The 16,799-nt window shown below is 60.6% G+C and carries 14 protein-coding genes and 4 pseudogenes; 13 read left to right on the top strand and 5 right to left on the bottom strand.

Translation table 11 applies throughout. The features are described 5' to 3' along the window. Positions 1-1,246 precede the first annotated feature (1,246 nt). The 6 genes and pseudogenes from bluB to NKI32_RS28810 all read left to right on the top strand — a co-directional run. Positions 1,247-1,882: a 5,6-dimethylbenzimidazole synthase gene (bluB, locus tag NKI32_RS28835; RefSeq protein ID WP_023694898.1), complete on the top strand. Its 636-nt coding sequence runs from the start codon at positions 1,247-1,249 to the stop codon at positions 1,880-1,882. Positions 1,883-2,120: 238 nt separating this feature from the next. Further along, positions 2,121-2,387: a class I SAM-dependent methyltransferase gene (locus tag NKI32_RS28830; RefSeq protein WP_353004754.1), complete on the top strand. Its 267-nt coding sequence runs from the start codon at positions 2,121-2,123 to the stop codon at positions 2,385-2,387. 374 nt (positions 2,388-2,761) lie between these two features. Then, positions 2,762-4,582 carry a glutamine--fructose-6-phosphate transaminase (isomerizing) gene (gene glmS, locus NKI32_RS28825; RefSeq protein ID WP_353004752.1) on the top strand — a complete coding sequence of 607 codons (1,821 nt, stop codon included), beginning with the start codon at positions 2,762-2,764 and terminating at the stop codon, positions 4,580-4,582. 451 nt (positions 4,583-5,033) lie between these two features. Then, a complete protein-coding gene (locus NKI32_RS28820; RefSeq protein ID WP_031197535.1) occupies positions 5,034-5,288 on the top strand; it encodes a helix-turn-helix domain-containing protein in 255 nt (84 codons plus the stop codon). Positions 5,289-5,999: 711 nt separating this feature from the next. Next, positions 6,000-6,882: pseudogene (locus NKI32_RS28815) on the top strand (IS1380 family transposase); the annotation flags it as partial. Between the two features lie 168 nt (positions 6,883-7,050). After that, a pseudogene (locus NKI32_RS28810) lies at positions 7,051-7,215 on the top strand (LysR family transcriptional regulator); the annotation flags it as partial. Here NKI32_RS28810 and NKI32_RS28805 read toward each other — a convergent pair. Beyond that, positions 7,202-8,407 (bottom strand): beta-ketoacyl-[acyl-carrier-protein] synthase family protein, encoded by a 1,206-nt coding sequence (locus NKI32_RS28805; protein WP_023708073.1) that lies wholly within the window; start codon positions 8,405-8,407, stop codon positions 7,202-7,204. The pseudogene NKI32_RS28810 and the gene NKI32_RS28805 overlap by 14 nt on opposite strands. Continuing rightward, complete coding sequence (locus NKI32_RS28800; RefSeq protein ID WP_023708072.1) at positions 8,408-8,683, bottom strand: acyl carrier protein; 276 nt, start codon at positions 8,681-8,683, stop codon at positions 8,408-8,410. A 575-nt stretch (positions 8,684-9,258) separates the two neighbouring features. Between NKI32_RS28800 and NKI32_RS28795 the strand changes: the two are divergent. Beyond that, positions 9,259-9,360, top strand: a pseudogene (locus tag NKI32_RS28795) (LysR family transcriptional regulator); the annotation flags it as partial. Positions 9,361-9,457: 97 nt separating this feature from the next. Beyond that, positions 9,458-10,796, top strand: a pseudogene (locus tag NKI32_RS28790) (IS1380 family transposase). A 235-nt stretch (positions 10,797-11,031) separates the two neighbouring features. Here NKI32_RS28790 and NKI32_RS28785 read toward each other — a convergent pair. Next, positions 11,032-11,196 carry a hypothetical protein gene (locus tag NKI32_RS28785; RefSeq protein WP_352544215.1) on the bottom strand — a complete coding sequence of 55 codons (165 nt, stop codon included), beginning with the start codon at positions 11,194-11,196 and terminating at the stop codon, positions 11,032-11,034. A 56-nt stretch (positions 11,197-11,252) separates the two neighbouring features. Next, complete coding sequence (locus NKI32_RS28780) at positions 11,253-11,642, bottom strand: hypothetical protein (RefSeq protein ID WP_023747260.1); 390 nt, start codon at positions 11,640-11,642, stop codon at positions 11,253-11,255. A gap of 298 nt (positions 11,643-11,940) precedes the next feature. On the opposite strand from NKI32_RS28780, the gene NKI32_RS28775 reads away from it, so the two are divergent. The 4 genes from NKI32_RS28775 to queE are packed head-to-tail and all read left to right on the top strand — an operon-like array spanning position 11,941 to position 13,987. Continuing rightward, a complete protein-coding gene (locus NKI32_RS28775; RefSeq protein WP_352559082.1) occupies positions 11,941-12,186 on the top strand; it encodes a hypothetical protein in 246 nt (81 codons plus the stop codon). Positions 12,187-12,201: 15 nt separating this feature from the next. Beyond that, a complete protein-coding gene (gene queC, locus NKI32_RS28770; protein WP_352515443.1) occupies positions 12,202-12,900 on the top strand; it encodes a 7-cyano-7-deazaguanine synthase QueC in 699 nt (232 codons plus the stop codon). Next, complete coding sequence (queD, locus tag NKI32_RS28765) at positions 12,900-13,256, top strand: 6-carboxytetrahydropterin synthase QueD (protein ID WP_023673552.1); 357 nt, start codon at positions 12,900-12,902, stop codon at positions 13,254-13,256. Before queC ends, queD begins: the two co-directional genes overlap by 1 nt. Continuing rightward, positions 13,253-13,987 carry a 7-carboxy-7-deazaguanine synthase QueE gene (gene queE / locus NKI32_RS28760; RefSeq protein WP_023713158.1) on the top strand — a complete coding sequence of 245 codons (735 nt, stop codon included), beginning with the start codon at positions 13,253-13,255 and terminating at the stop codon, positions 13,985-13,987. The genes queD and queE overlap by 4 nt, the downstream gene beginning before the upstream one ends. 236 nt (positions 13,988-14,223) lie before the next feature. Here queE and hemN read toward each other — a convergent pair whose 3' ends face one another. Further along, positions 14,224-15,573: an oxygen-independent coproporphyrinogen III oxidase gene (gene hemN, locus NKI32_RS28755; protein ID WP_352544212.1), complete on the bottom strand. Its 1,350-nt coding sequence runs from the start codon at positions 15,571-15,573 to the stop codon at positions 14,224-14,226. A 152-nt stretch (positions 15,574-15,725) separates the two neighbouring features. Between hemN and NKI32_RS28750 the strand changes: the two genes are divergently transcribed. Beyond that, positions 15,726-16,472, top strand: coding sequence for a Crp/Fnr family transcriptional regulator (locus NKI32_RS28750; RefSeq protein WP_353004749.1), 747 nt, complete (start codon positions 15,726-15,728; stop codon positions 16,470-16,472). Positions 16,473-16,799: the final 327 nt, after the last annotated feature.

Genomic DNA, 16,799 nt, shown 5'->3' with positions numbered 1-16,799 from the left:
AACTACACAGGCGCCTGTGTTCCAATCGCCAGCGATGTCGACTGTTCTTCCGGAAAGGGCAATGGTCCCGCATACGTACACGGGCCGGTCTCTGTCATAGGCACCGATATCTATGATCTTGACCGAGACGGCGACGGAATAGGTTGCGAAAACGGCTAGAGGAGGCAAGTCGCCCTCCAACTTCATGACGGCACCAGCCCATCCGCTGTTGATGGTAACGGTCACCTCCGAGTTGAGGGTGAGCAACGTTCCCAGCCATTTGCATCAAATATCAGGACCTCGTAAATGCGACTTATGGCGACTCTGCGGTACGACGGTCGAACACCTTCCACGTCTCAACCGTCTCCTGCCTTACGTTTTGTCAATTGGTAGCTGATTGTAGAATGTGCCAGTAACTGGGATGCTCATCGCGTTCCACATGCGCGAGCCCTGATGCGCGTCAGTTATTTTTACTCTCCGGTCACGATTGAGACCACTGGCCCGGGCGATGTTCCCCGAGAAGAACAAAGAGGTAGATGGTGCCGGCATGGTCCCACCAATGCTCTCCCCTTGTGAACGGCATCCAAACTTTTCGGCGGGCTTGAACAGCGGCCACCTTTGGCGGCTGTCGAGGGCTGATGATAGATTCCATTCCAGCTCTTTCTAATGTGTCGTCCGAACAGTGAACGAAAGTAGAACATATAGTTCAAGCGCGAATCGACTGTGAGAGGGATGAGTTCCAATTTGGGTCATGCCTGACGCTGGTGGAAGACGAAATTGCGGTGGCGACTGGAAGCTCAGCGATGCACCAAATGAAACTGGGCAGCTGGTGCTGTCCGCTGCGGCGCTATGACGTCAGACGATGGTATCTGCCGAATGACCTGGGGAATCTTCGGGGACGTCGAGGCCGACGTGGTCGGAAGCAAACTGAGTTGCAGGCGGTGCGGCAGGAACGACCATATGCAAGCTGAGATGCCTGTCGCCGTCTCCGCGTTCCAGGCCGACGTTCTCTGCATTCCGAGGCCTGGTGAGCGATACGGGTTCGCCTGAGTGTGTCAATGGCGCATTTAGCAACGGCGGTGCGAGCTGATCGCAACTGGCTTGGTCGATTGCATCGTAATAGCGCCGCCCACGAGGAAAGATTTTTCTATCCTTTGCGGTTGGGGTCGCATGACGCGATTGTCGGACGCAACAAGCCAGCTTGGCAATAGGCAGAGGCTGTCCACACTGTACTCCCTAATGCCAATCCATACCTAACGAGACCGCCATGCCGTCACCTCCAGATTTCACCGACGATTTTCGCTCCGAGCTGATCACGCTGCTGCGCTGGCGCAGGGATGTGCGGCGCTTCGAGCCGACGGCTCTGCCAGAGGGTACGCTGGAACGCCTGCTCGAGCTCGCCAGCATTGCGCCCTCCGTTGGCCTCAGCCAGCCCTGGCGCTTCGTAGTCGTCGAGAGCCTCAAGCGGCGCACTGCCGTGAGAGACTGCTTCGAGCGCTGCAATGCCGAGGCGCTCACGCGCTTTTCGGGAGAGCGCGCCGCACTCTATGCCCGGCTGAAGCTTGCCGGGCTCGACGAGGCGCCCTGTCAATTCGCGGTCTTCGCCGACCGCACGACCCGACAAGGCCATGGGCTCGGTCGCATGACCATGGCGGCGACCATCGACTATTCGGCCGTCATGGCAGTGCACACACTGTGGGTGGCGGCGCGGGCGGAGGGCATCGGCATGGGCTGGGTGTCGATCCTCGATGCGACCGAGATGGCCGAAATTCTCGACACGCCGCCCGAATGGACGCTGATCGGCTATTTCTGCCTCGGCTATGCCAGCGAGGAGCACGACATGCCGACCTTGGAACGCGAATGCTGGGAACATCGGCGGCCGCCGGTGGTGATCAGGCGGTAGTGGGGCTGCCCATCATTCGCCTCTTCTGGCGATGAGCTTGACGCAGATCGGGTCGCCTTCGCCACATTGCCATTCCGACCGAAGCCGAGGTTCGTGTTCTTGCAATGGCCAGGAAAGAGCAGCATGACAAGCGCGACCGCAGCGAAGATGGCGCTTGCGACAACCGGGCTGAAGCCGGGCATGGAGGTGGTCGACCTCTGTTGCGGGGCGGCTGTGCCGATCGCCACGATCGCCCGCCATGTCGTCGCACTACGCCGACCAGCTGGAGGCCGCGCAGCGCCGGCAGACCGGCGTCGGCGCGACCAATTGCGAATTCGTCGCCGGCTACGCGCTACGAACTCGCTACTCTGGTGTCACGCCCCGTCGAGTCTTCACGGCCAACGCCTTCGACGGCGTCCCGGACCGACCGCGGCTGGCACGTGCCGTGCGCGAGGCGCTCGCCCCCGGCGGATATTTGTTATCGTCAACTGACACCGGCAGCCGCGCGAGACGACGACGGTCCTGAAGCGAACTCAGGCTGTCGCCAAGACAGACCATCGCCGATGCCCAAGTCGGCGGCACCATGCTCCTAGATGCCGACTGCCTGACAAGGGGTCGCAGGCCCGTCGTCCGTCCACTGTCCAAGGCCTCCTGGCCTTTCCGAGGCCGTGATCCTGCCGCGGGTGTGAGTTTGCGATCCTCATAAGAGCGTCAGGCGCGAATAGAAGTTTGGGTCGTGGCTCCACAGCGGCCGACCTATCCATCGGGTGGATGGTAGTTATCACAACAATCAATTTTACCAATATTATGGAATTCTACTACAAGGCCGCCACTTAAAGCGGCCGGACGGGTATCCGTCTCGCGTGGGCTGGTGCTGCCCGCAAAGATGCGGAGACGAACATGTGCGGGATTGTTGGCATCGTTGGGCAACAGCCGGTGTCGGATCGGTTGATCGGCGCGTTGAAGGGTTTGGAATATCGCGGCTATGATTCCGCCGGCGTTGCGACGATCATCGAGGGTGCCTTGCACCGCCGGCGCGCCGAGGGCAAGCTCGTCAATCTCGAGACGCGACTGAAGGAAGAGCCGCTGAGCGGCAACGTCGGCATCGGCCACACGCGTTGGGCAACCCACGGGGCCTCGACCGAACGCAATGCGCACCCGCACTTTAGCGACGGTGTCGCCGTAGTCCATAACGGCATCATCGAGAATTTCACCGAGCTGAAGGACGAATTGGCGGCGGATGGCGCCGAGTTCCAGACCGACACCGACACCGAGGTCGTTGGGCATCTCTTGGCAAGATACCGCCGAGAGGGCATGAGGCCGCAAGAGGCCACGCGTGCCATGCTGAAACGCGTCAAGGGCGCTTATGCGCTTGCCATCCTCTTCGAAGATGAACCGTCGACCATCACGGCGGCGCGCAACGGACCACCGCTCGCGATCGGTCACGGCGACGGCGAGATGTTCCTGGGCTCCGACGCGATCGCCCTTGCTCCCTTCACCAATGAAATTACCTATCTCATCGACGGCGACTGGGCCGTTGTCGGCAATTCGGGCGCCCATATCTTCGATGTCGACGGCCGTCCCGTCGAGCGTCCGCGCCATATCTCCACGGCCGCGGCCGATCTCGCCAACAAGGGCAACCATCGCCACTTCATGGAGAAGGAGATTTACGAGCAGCCCGAGGTCATAGCCCATGCTCTCCATCATTACATTAACATCATAGACAGTCGCGACATGGTTCCTGGCATTGATTTCGCCAAGGTCCCGAGCTTGGCGATCTCTGCCTGCGGGACCGCCTATTTCGCCGGACTGATCGGAAAATACTGGTTCGAGCGCTATGCGCGCCTGACGGTTGAAATCGACGTTGCGTCCGAATTCCGTTACCGCGAGATCCCGTTGCCGCCGCAGTCGGCGGCTCTTTTCATCTCGCAGTCCGGCGAAACCGCCGATACGCTTGCGTCATTGAGGTACTGCAAGGAGCGTGGGCTGAAAATTGGCGCTATCGTCAATGCCTGCGAATCGACCATCGCTCGCGAGGCCGATACGGTTTTCCCGATCCTTGCCGGACCGGAGATCGGCGTCGCCTCTACCAAGGCTTTTACCTGCCAGCTTGCCGTTCTAGCAGCACTCGCCATCGGCGCCGCCAGAGCCCGCGGGACCGTCCCCGAAGACGAGCTGCAGGAGCTCGTCAGGAGCCTCGCCGAATTGCCGCGCGTGATGGGCCACGTACTCGAGAGCATCCAGCCGGAAATCGAGTTCTTGTCGCGCGAACTGTCAAAGTGTCGTGACGTCCTGTATCTCGGCCGTGGCACCAGTTTCCCGCTAGCGATGGAAGGTGCGCTGAAGCTCAAGGAGATTTCCTACATCCATGCCGAGGGCTATGCAGCGGGTGAATTGAAGCACGGGCCGATCGCATTGATAGACGAGAACATGCCAGTGATCGTCATCGCGCCCCATGACCGTCTTTTCGACAAGACCGTTTCCAACATGCAGGAAGTGGCTGCCCGTGGAGGGCGGATTATCCTCATCACCGATGAAAAAGGGGCAGCCGTATCGAAACTCGAAACCATGCACACGCTCGTGCTGCCGGTTGTCGACGAGATTATCGCGCCAATGATCTTCTCGCTCCCGATACAGCTTCTAGCCTACCACACGGCGCTCTTCATGGGGACGGATGTGGACCAGCCGCGCAATCTCGCAAAATCGGTCACGGTCGAATGATTGTGAACCTGTACAGGTGGCGATGCGCCGCCAGGAAAGCGGTACCCCTTGTCTGGATCCGAAGCCCGGATGAAACCAGATGACCATTGTTTGCTGCAATTGCGAAACTCGGTAGCGGTTACGAGCGGGTCTTTTGCTGCCTCGCCGGTGGAGATTGCCGAAGGAAGCAGTGTCCGTGCCGAAAGTTCGAGTTGCTGTTCAAGAAGCCATCGGCGAGAATGGTCCACGAAGGATCTTAGGTCGCATGCGCTACGCCGACCAGGCTCTCAGCACGGGCAGCCCTGATACTTGATCAGAAGCAGGTGAGCCGCCATATTCCGGCCCGGCCAATTCAGCGGCCCATCCCTTGCATGAGGCCGGTTCGGCCGAATGGACGACCATTTTTTTTTATTTGCTAGGTGTGCGCCTCGGGAGGAATCTCCGAGGGAGCTCCCAGTTCTTGGAGATGTTTATGAAGGATTCGCGCATTCCCGAACCAGTCTTGACGGCTATGTCCCAGGGAACCCACATCGTCCGCGCTTATCGCGAGCACCTTGGATATTCGATCGACGACCTGGCGGTCGCGTGCGGGCTGGCCGCTGAGGAAATCCAAAACATCGAGCGAGGTCTGAGGTACAGCAAGGGCTATCGGGATCGGATAGCGAAATCGCTTTCCATACCTGTGGGAATTCTTGAGTCGGAGTTGGACATTTCGGACGCCGCCTGATCAGTCGGATGATCTGCAATGGGTGGACTAGCTGTTGTGATGTGAAGCTTGCGGCTGATGTCGACGCTTGAGTCGATTTGATGCGAATGCCTTCTGGCGCAGCTCGCCGAACAACAAGCGATATAGCCGCCCGGAGTGCTACGAAACGTGCACGACGGCATCGGCTCGCGACGAAGGATTGTAACGGCGAACTCTTCCTAGTTCGGCAAGGCGATGCTGGCTTGAGCATCAACTCGGCCTACGAGAGGGGCTACTCCTAGGTTGAATCGTCCAACATGGCGAGTCGCGCCGCTCTGAAAGTACCATGGCGGGCATCCTGACGTTTCCGGGTTGACTATGGGCGTTCGAACCACGAAAAGGGGCCGCTCTTCGTGAGTGGCGTGGGGGGGGGGGGGGGGGCTGGCGGCCCCCCCCCCCCCCCGCCCCGCCGGCCGGCGCGCTTCTAGAAAGATCGAAGTAGGCACTCGCTTGCGCTCTGCCCGCTGACACCTTGTGGTTCCTCCTGCGGGTCCAGCGGACCACCATGGGTGTCGCCAGTTCTGGTGGTCACGCGCCTCCATTTGCGATCTCGTGTCAGTGAGTGCACCGCAGCACCCTCTCTGCTAGCCTGAAAAAGCCATGGGGGTTGGTGGATGTGGCGCAAGCCCGTTGAAATGACGTAGGATTTGCTACTTAAGCCGATCCGAACCATTTCCCGAGACCACACCCACCATGAACGATCTTGCGCTGCCGCTGAGCGGTTTGTCATCAGTCGGCGGCAAGTCCGTCGTCGCCCGTTTCGACGGCGGCATGCTGTCGTCCAACAGCGGCGTTCTGGCCTAGGCCGAGGTGGAAAAGCGGTTGCGGGTGGCCGAGCGTCTGGCGCGTTGCATCGACGATCCGCGCTGCCCGGACCAGGTCGTCCACAGTCTGGCGGACATGATCGGCTTTCGCATGAAGATGATCGCCGCCGGCTACGAGGACGGCAACGACGCCAACCGGCTGCGCCGCGATCCGGTCTTCAAGATGGCCCAGGATGCGCTGCCGTCGGGTCGGAATCTGGCGTCGCAATCGACGCTGTGCCGGCTGGAGAACCTACCCGGCGTGCGGGAGCTGGTCGCGATGGGACGGGCGATGGTCGATCTCTATTGCGCCTCGTTCCGGCAAGTGCCGAAGCGGATCGTACTCGACATTGACGACACCTTCGACGCTGTGCACGGAGGCCAACAGCTTCGCCTGTTCAATGCACCATGACGAGTACGGCTTCCAGCCGATCGTCGTGTTCGATGGTGCGGGACGGTTCGTCAGCGCGATCCTGCGACCGGCCAAGCGGCCGAGTGGTGCTGAGATCCGCCCCCACCTGCGCCGTCTGGTGCGGGCGATCCGGATCAACTGGCCGAACATTCGAATCCTGCTCCGCGGCGATAGCCATTATTGCAACCCGCAGGTCATCGACTGGTGCCGCGCCAACGATGTCGACTTCATCTTTGGCCTCGCGCCCACCACGACCCTGCGCAAGCATGTCGCGGATCTGGAGGCCAGCACGACCGCGCGCTTCGAAGCGTCGGCCAAGACAGGCAAGGTCCGCAGGTTCAAGAAGTTCGTTGACGGCGCCCGCGGCGCGGCCGGGCCGGCAGCACTCAGGCGACATAACGGGCGCAGAGCCGACCCTGCGGCTTCCAGAAATTTGTCGTGTACAGCTTCAGACCCTCAAGCCGAGCCCGCAGGGCCTCGCTTACCTTTTACGGGGCGGCGGTACGTCCAAGCCGGTTCAACAGTTAAGAATTTCGCAAAGACGATACCCCCGGATCGTCGAGCTTCCGCTGCCACTTCCCGCATTCGCCGAGGCGGTCAATGACCCGCCCTTCACAATAGTTATCCGGCAAGCATCTGGATGCGAGAGATAATGTTGCCGGAGGCATCTCTCATGGCTTCTACACCTGCCTGAACGCCAGAACCGCGTTCGTGCCGCCAAAGGCGAAGGAGTTGCTCAGTGCCACGCGCACCTTGCGCTCGCGTGCCACATTGGGCGTGACGTCGAGATCGCAATCGGGGTCCAGCTCACGATAATTGGCAGTCGGCGGCACGACGCTCTCGCGGATAGCCATCACGCAGGCGATCAACTCGAGCGCGCCGGAAGCGCCGAGGCAATGCGCGTGCATGGACTTGGTAGAAGAAATGGACATTGAGAAGGCGTGCTGACCGAAGACGCGCTTGATCGCCGCCGTCTCGATCTGGTCGTTGGCCTTGGTGCCGGTGCCGTGCGCGTTGAGATAGTCGACATCTTCGGCATCCAGCCTGGCATCGGCAAGGCAGGCCCGCATTGCTGCCTCCGGCCCCTCGACAGTCGGCGCGACGATGCCGGACGCATCGGCGGAAAGGCCGGCACCCGCAATTTCGGCAAGGATGGTGGCGCCCCGAGCCAGGGCATGCTCGTAGCTTTCCAGCACCGCCATGCCGGCTCCTTCACCAAGCGACAGGCCCTGGCGATCGGCCGAGAATGGCCGGCAAGTATCGGGCGAAAGCACGCGGATCGCTTCCCATGCCTTCAGCACACCCCATATGAGCGGCGCTTCGCTGCCGCCGGCAAGCATCACGTCGGCCCGGCCGAGCCTGATCTGGTCCACCGCGCAGGCAATCGCATGGTTTGCCGAGGAACAGGCGGACGTGACGCCGAAGACCGGCCCGCGCAGGCCGAGACTCATGCTGACCTGGCCGGCAGCGGCACCCGGCATCGCCTTGGGTACAGTCAAGAGAGCGGCACGCTTACCGCCCAGCAGGATGGCGCGGTAGGTTTGCTCGATCGCATCCCACCCGCAGCCGCCAACGCCCACCGTCGCACCGAAGCGATAGCTATTTCCCTCTTTGGAGGAAAGTCCGGCCTGACGCATGGCTTCGCGCGCCGCAAGCACAGCGAGCAGGCTGAAGCGGTCCATGGAGATGAGTTGCTTGCTGTCGATGTCATGCTCCGGCAGGGCCTTGATCTCGGCACCGATCCTGACCCTCAATTCATGGAACTCGGAGTTGACGATTGGGCCGATGGCGGAGCGGCCTTCTCGCATCTCTGTCCAAATGGCGGCGGCGTTGGTTCCAAGCCCGCAAATTCCGCCAATCCCAGTAATCACGACGCGCCTGTCCATTCACACCCCCGTAGCGAGCAAGCTGCGCACGGCTTCCACCATGTCCCCAACATTCTGGAGATCCGACCATGCCTCGGCCGTATTCATCTCGATCTCGATGCCGTAGGCCTGCTCCAGGTCCCAGAGAACGTCCGCCAATCCCAGTGAATCGATACCGAGCGAAGTCAGTCCCGTGGCGGCCGTTATCTCGCCGCCCGTGGCAGGCGCTATGCCGCCCTCCGACGCGGCGCGCTTCTTGATCATTGCGATTATTTCGTTGGCGAGTTGATCTGCCATCTTGTTCCTTTCTAGCTTGCGTTTTCGGCGTCGTTCAAAACCCGAGTCGCGTCGCGTTGCCAAAATTGCCCCTCATAGAGCCTGTGCGACCGACCAAGCCCAATGCCCATAGGAACCGGACGAGCTCCGGCTTCTTCGGCGTCAGCCCGATGACGAAGAAGAGTCGCCGGCCTCCCGGTTTTGCGCCAGCACATCAAGAATCTGCGTGTAAATGGATAGGAACCGTCGTCAAACGTCAGCTAAACGCTGCGACGGTGGGTGCTGTCAGCGTATTCACTCGGCACCTCATATGTAATCGAGATGTTTCATTGCTCCGGACCAGCTGCGATCAACTATTGTACCGGTCCGCTATTCGTCGGAGAGTTCGACATGATCGGAGCGCTGCCTCTCATTCCCAGTACAATCCCCACCGCACGCGACAGATTTCCTATTTCGGGCTCTTCTCAAGGGACTCGCCACGCGATAGAGGCAGTGATCGGCGCACGTGAGGTCCTGCCAGGTCCATGCGACATTCCGGAAAATTGGTAAAATCGTTTGTTTCAATCAAATTCATCCACGCTATGGATAGCTAAGACATGCGTTTCAAAGGGCTCGATCTGAATCTTCTCGTCGTTCTCGACGCGCTGCTTAGCGAGCGCGGCCTCACGGCGGCGGCACGCAGCATCAACCTAACCAAATTCATGGGGGTTGGTGGATGTGGGCGCAAGCCCGTTGAAATGACGTAGGATTTGGTTGCTTAAGCCGATCCGAAATTTCCCGGAGACCACACCCACCATGAACGATCTTGCGCTGCCGGTGAGCGGTTTTTCATCAGTCGGCGGCAAGTCCGTCGTCGCCGGTTTCGACGGCGGCATGCTGTCGTCCAACAGCGGCGTTTGGCCTAGGCCGAGATGGAAAAGCGGTTGCGGGTGGCCGAGCGTCTGGCGCGTTGCATCGACGATCCGCGCTGCCCGGACCAGGTCGTCCACAGCCTGGCGGACATGATCGACTTTCGCATGAAGATGATCGCCGCCGGCTACGAGGACGGCAACGACGCCAACCGGCTGCGCCGCGATCCGGTCTTCAAGACGGCCCAGGATGCGCTGCCGTCGGGTCGGGATCTGGCGTCGCAATCGACGCTGTGCCGGCTGGAGAACCTACCCGGGGTGCGGGAGCTGGTCGCGATGGGACGGGCGATGGTCGATCTCTATTGCGCCTCGTTCCGGCAAGTGCCGAAGCGGATCGTACTCGAAATTGACGACACCTTCGACGCTGTGCACGGAGGCCAACAGCTTCGCCTCTTCAATGCCCACCATGACAAGTACGGCTTCCAGCCGATCGTCGTGTTCGATGGTGCGGGACGGTTCGTCAGCGCGATCCTCCGACCGGCCAAGCGGCCGAGTGGGGCTGAGATCCGCCCCCACCTGCGCCGTCTGGTGCGGGCGATCCAGATCAACTGGCCGAACATTCGAATCCTGCTCCGCGGCGATAGCCATTATTGCAACCCGCAGGTCATCGACTGGTGCCGCGCCAACGACGTCGACTTCATCTTTGGCCTCGCGCCCACCACGACCCTGCGCAAGCATGTCGCGGATCTGGAGGCCAGCACGACCGCGCGCTTCGAAGCGTCGGCCAAGACAGGCAAGGTCCGCAGGTTCAAGAAGTTCGTTGACGGCGCCGCTAGTTGGAGCCGCGTCGAGCGCATCATCGCGCGGGTCGAGGTCGGCGCCCACGGTGGCGATATCCGCTTCGTCGTCACCAACGTTGCCGGTGGGAAGGCGAAGGCGCTCTACGAGGATGTCTACTGCCGGCGCGGCGCGGCCGAGAACCACATCAAGTCGTGGAAGGCGCATCTTGCCGCCGACCGCACATCCTGCACCAGAGCGACGGCCAACCAGTTCCGGCTATTCCTGCATGCCGGTGCTTACTGGTTGATGTGGGGCTTGCGCGCCGCGATGCCGAGGCTCTCGAGCTTTGCCGTCGCCCAATTCGACACGCTGCGATTGCGCCTCATCAAAATCGCTGCGCGGGTGGTCGAGATGAAATCGCAAATCCGCCTGCACCTGCCGACATTCTGCCCCGGCCAGCGTATTCTGCGCATCGTCCCGATCGCATCCCCCAACTCGCGACATAAAGATGGGGCGCAGACGCCCCGAACCGAACCGCCGACCGGAACCTGCGAACCCCCGCCTGCCATCACGCCGGAGCAATCCCGGCGCATGACGAGGCGCGTGGAAAAGCACCGCAACGGCGACCACAGCGTCGCTTCAGGCCGTCAAAGCTTATCGCCGTGCATCAAGGCGGCTAGATGGCAACGAGGCTTATGCCGCCCGAGCATCGCAGCTAAGTATGCATGAGGGGTCGTCCCTTCAAAATACTTGATACATTTGCGCTTGCGTAGCTCCTTGCATGCGCTCGATGCCAGGAGGAGACCTCTGTTCTAAACGCTCGCATCGATGCAACGCCGTTGACACCACCATCGCGGCGACCGCTTTGCCGCGGCCGCCGCAGCCCTTTTCGAGCATGACGATCATGCCGGCGCCATCGCAGTGATGCACTTGCAAATTCAGAGATGCATTCTGGCCAAATGCTAGGTGCCCAGCATATGTCCGGCGTCCCGCAACGCCGCTACGAAGAGACGGGCATTGCCGTTGGCATCCATCTTGGCCTGCATCGACAGGGGCATCCTGTGCCAGCTCTCCAAGGCCGCAATGTAATGTGAGAACATACCGTTAACGATGCAATAGTGGGTAACTAGGCCGTGTCCGTCTAACGCCAGCACGCCGAACTGGCCGCCGTGATATCGGATGGCTGCGACCCGCTGGACCTGCGCGTCACCGTCGATCCGCACGTCGAAAAGCAGGCTGCCGCGGCTCCTGGTGGCTATCTCGGCGGCTTTTTCAGCGAAGCTCAACGAGAGCGAGCGGACGCTTTCGACTGCCATCTGTAAAACCATCAAGTTCAGTTCATCCACTGCCATAAGGTACCTGTGCGCAAGACATGGGTGATTGCAATCGACCACACCGCTTGTTCACAGATGTCGGCTCACGACCGGTTATTCAGGGTTCGCCGGTCATCCATCGAGGGCGCGCTCATCAAAATGATCCTGAAGTGGAATGCGCTGCATCTACGAAACGCGAGGAGCAGGCCAGCCAAAGCTGTCGCGACAAGACCTCATAATCCATCCCGATATCTGGATTTCGGCATCGCTGAACATCCCTGGTAAGTGAGCTGTTTGCGGCAAGCCCATCTCGGCTTTCTACCCCGAAACCGTTGCAATGGCGTCGCTCGGCGCTCGGGACCGCCAGGCTCTGCTCGTCGAGAACTTTGTCCCCGAGAAGCGTTCGACTTTGAGCATTCCGCTGAAGGGTGACGTCTCGCCAGTCCGTGTCCTTGCAGCTCACCGCGAGGGCTTTTTGCGCATCGCACGCAAGCGCACGAACTGGTCTCCGTTCACTTCACAAAATGGTTTTCCTGAAGTACTGGAGCGCAGAGAAATCTCCGGTCGCAGCCTACCCGGTTAAAACAAGGACCCAACGATGAAGACTCTCGTCGTCTGCTCCGGCGGATTGGATTCCGTTACTCTTGCCCACAAGGTGGCAGCGGAGCACCAGCTTACCGGCCTGCTATCGTTCGATTACGGCCAACGGCATAGGAAGGAATTGGGCTTCGCCACCCTCTGCGCGGAGCGCCTGAGTGTCCCGCAGCGAATCATCGATATCCACGAGATCGGCGGCGGCCTTTCCGGCTCCGCGCTGACCGACAATGTGGACGTGCCCGACGGGCACTATGCCGAAGACACTATGAAGATAACGGTGGTGCCCAACCGGAACGCCATCATGTTGGCCATTGCCTTCGGCCTCGCCGCAGCGCAAGACGCTGACGCAGTGGCGACGGCCGTGCATGGTGGGGATCACGTTGTCTATCCCGATTGCCGTCCGGCCTTCATCGACGCTTTCCAGATGATGCAGGACCACGCGCTCGACGGCTACGCGCAGATTCGCCTTTATGCACCCTATGTGAACCTGACGAAGGCGGACATTGTTACGGATGGAGCCACATACGGCACGCCGTTTGCGCAGACCTGGTCCTGTTACAAGGGCGCCGAGCGTCATTGCGGGAGGTGCGGGACCTGCGTCGAGCGGCGTGAGGCGTTTCACATCGCTGGGCACCCGGACCCAACCGAGTATGAGGACTCCGACTTCTGGCTCGGAGCGCTGCGAAGGACCACCGCGTAATGTTCCGCATCACCAAGGAATTCCACTTCTCAGCCTCGCATCAGCTCACCTCATTGCCACCCGATCACCAATGCGCGCGCTTGCACGGACATAACTACATCGTCGAAGTGGAGCTTTCAGCGGATGGACTGGACGATCACGGCTTCGTGCGCGACTACCACGACTTGGCGCCATTCAAACGCTACATCGACGAGAGCTTCGACCACCGGCATCTCAACGACGTGCTGGGACACGAGCAAGTCACGGCGGAATATCTGGCCAGACATTTCTACGACTGGTGCAAGGCACGCCTGAGCGAAACCGCGGCCGTGCGGGTGAGCGAAACGCCGAAAACCTGGGCGGAATACCGGCCATGACGAATACTCATCCCGCAATCCGCGTTAGCGAGATTTTCGGGCCGACGATCCAGGGCGAGGGCGTGCTCATAGGTTTGCCGACGATCTTCGTCAGAACCGGCGGGTGTGACTATCGCTGTTCCTGGTGCGACAGCCTCCATGCTGTGGACAATCAATTCCGCCATGAATGGGAGATGATGTCCGTTGGCGCGGTGTGGAAAAATGTGCTTGCCCTTTCCGGTGGCCGCCCGCTGATGGTGTCGCTATCAGGCGGCAATCCGGCCATCCAGCCGCTCGGCGCGCTCATCGACCGGGGCCATGGTGACGGTTACCGTTTTGCGCTGGAAACCCAAGGGTCGCTTGCCAGGGACTGGTTTGCGCAGCTTGACGTGCTGATCCTCAGCCCAAAGCCGCCGTCAAGCCAAATGACGACAGATTGGGCCGCTGTCGAGGCGTGCCTCCAGGCGGCACAAGGCAAGCCCCAAGTCGTGCTCAAGCTCATTGTTTTCGACGAAAGGGACTACACCTACGCGAAAGACGCCGCTGCGCAATTTCCGCAACTTCCGATCTATCTGCAGCCCGGCAATCACACGCCGCCACACCCCACAAATGATGACGCGCCTGTCGACCTTGACGGAATATTGAAGCGCATGGAGTGGCTGGTTGACAGCGTGACCCGCGACAGATGGTTCGAGGCCCGCGTGCTACCGCAGCTGCACGTTGTGCTCTGGGGTAACAAGAGAGCCGTCTAGCCCAGGCCCTTTCCACTGGAACTGCGCCGGCAGAATTCGGGTGAACGGGTGGTTCAGGTCGAAGGGAGCTGTCGCCGACAACCATGATCCGACAGGCAGGGCTCGAGCGGACGATATCGTCGCTGCGCCAAGACGCGTCTGGTCCGCTCAGAATCTTGTCTCGATAGACGGTCGCCGATCAACAAACGTACCGCGGTCCATGATCGACTGAGAGGCATGACCATTCCTCTGAGTGCTCAGACTGCCGCCGAGTGCCTGGCCGTTCCAGCTTCGAAATATTTGTCGAACCTGGCCGCGATGCTTCGGACGAAAGGGCGACTTTCAGCCGGCACAACGAATCTGTCGCCATCAAGTTCAAGCAATCGAACCGGATCGTGGAGGGCCATGGAACTTGACTGAAGGAGGAGCCTCTGGCCGGCCTCGCCGAAGCGTTCCACCAGATCGATGGCCGAGAAGGCGAAGTCGCACATCAAACGTTCGATGATCCAGCCGCGAACGCGGTCGTCGTTGGAAAGTGCGATACCCCGAACAGCGGCCAGCCCGCCGTCATCCACCGTGCATCGATATTCGCTGGTCGAAAGCATGTTCTGCGCATAGCCCTGCCGAAACTGGCTGATGGACGATGGGCCTAACCCAATCAAGGTTTCGCAACAATCGTCGGTGTAACCCTGAAAGTTCCGGTGCAGTGTTCCGGCGCGGGCGGCAAGGGCCAGGGCATCGCCGGGTTTGGCGAAATGGTCGAGGCCGATTGCTTCGTACCCTTGGTCCACGATCGCCCGCGCCGCCAGTTGCGATTGAGCAAATCTCTCCGCGGGACCGGGCAGCCATGCCTCGTCGATCATCGTCTGGTGTTTCTTGAACCACGGCACATGGGCGTAGCCAAAAAGCGCTATCCTGTCCGGCTCCAGGGTCAGTGCCTGCGCGACCGTTGAGGAAACGCTCGCCCTGGTTTGGTGCGGCAGGCCGTAGAGCAGGTCTAGATTGACGGATTCGACGCCGCGCGAACGAACACCGTCGACTACCGCTTTGGTCTGCAAAAAGCTCTGCTCGCGGTTGATTGCCTTCTGAACCTTCGGATCGAAGTCCTGGACGCCGAGGCTCGCACGGGTCATGCCGATTTCGGCAAGCGCATCGAGGCGGGCATCGTCCATATCGTTGGGTTCGATTTCAACGCTGATCGTGGCGCCGGGAAGAAAGCCGAAGCTGTTGCGCAGGGCGGTTCCCAGCGCCACCATATCTTCGGGTTTGAGCATGGTCGGCGAACCGCCACCGAAATGGACGGCACGGACGCGACCCTTGCCTGCGACAAGACTGGCGACGGTGGCGATCTCGGCATGCAGTGAGCGCAGATATGTGGTCACCGGTTCGTAATGGCGTGTCTGCTTGGTATGGCAGGCACAGAACCAGCAAAGCTTGTCGCAGTAAGGGATGTGCAGATAGAGCGAGATCTCGTCACCACCGCCGAGCGCTTGCAGCCAGCCACGACAAACGGCAGCATCAACGCCTGGATTGAAATGCGGCGCGGTCGGGTAGCTCGTGTAGCGCGGGACTTTCTCGCCAAATCTGGCAACTAGCTTTTGTCGCATGTCGTGGTCCACCGTGTTTGCGTCGCCCGAACTGTGGATGCTTGGATGAGCCTAAGCCCTGATTTCGATCAACCTTCAGCACGGACAAACTGCCGCAAGGATTTTTCTACCGTGGATGCTATCCTGCCCGCACGGACCGGTAGAGCGATCGAATGACATTACGGCAGGATATTCACAGTTCCGGCATCCCCGTTCTTTGCCTGTCTTGCGAGGCACGGCGCCGCGGTGTCTGTGGCGCGCTAGAGCCAGACCATTTGGCTCAGCTCGCCAAGACGTCGTCGCGGCACAATATCGAGCCGGGGGTCGAACTGATCGGCGACGCCGAGGCGGTCGACTGTTATTCGAACGTGCTTTCAGGCGTGGTGAAGCTCACGAAGAGCCTGTCAGATGGACGCCAACAGATTGTCGGCCTGCAGTTCGCCCCGGATTTTCTGGGTCGGCCCTTCAAGATGAAAAGTGCGATCAATGCGGAAGCGGCAACAGCTGTCTCGCTATGCTCGTTTCCCAGAGCGGCCATCGAACGGATGATGAAGCAGTCACCCGAATTTGTGCATCGCCTGCTCAAGCAGGCGCTGAACGAACTTGACGAGGCACGCGAATGGATGGTGACTCTGGGGCGCAAGACCGCACCAGAAAAGGTGGCGAGCTTTCTCCTCATGATTGCCCGGAACATCCACTCCAATGTTGACCCGACGGCTAGCTCGACGTGCTTCGAGCTGCCGATGACGCGTGCCGACATTTCTGATTTCCTTGGAATCACAAACGAGACCGTGAGCCGTCAGCTGACCAGCCTGAGAATGGACGGCGTGATTCGGATCGAGAACAACCGCCGCGTCACCGTGGACAGCATGAGCCGGCTGGAACGGCGCTGCGGCGGCCGAGGCGCTACAGCCGTTTGAATGACGCAGAAGCTGCATGGCCCCCGTCACTTACTTCATTCGGGGCAGGGCATGCTCGCGTTGGGCTCAGAAGAAGTCGCGTAGCGACAGCCCGTTCTCCATCCGATCGTATGCGCCAGTTGCCTTTCGGCTCGTCGGCGAAGCATCCACACTTGGCCGAAGTCAATACGCCTCATCCGCAGGGGAAAATCGCCGTCTCCCCAAGCCATGAATGTCACGACGGCAGCGTAACGCTGGCGCTGGCCGTTCCAATGCATTGAACGCGGGGTTCGGTAAGGCGTCGACCTGCTTTCTAGCGTCGCAGAAGGTGCGCTCCCCCACACGCCC

It is taken from the genome of Mesorhizobium sp. M0761, assembly GCF_040320205.1.
Taxonomy (GTDB): Bacteria; Pseudomonadota; Alphaproteobacteria; order Rhizobiales; family Rhizobiaceae; genus Mesorhizobium.
The sequence above is the reverse complement of the archived record's forward strand: the minus strand, read 5'-3'. Positions and strand labels throughout refer to the sequence as shown.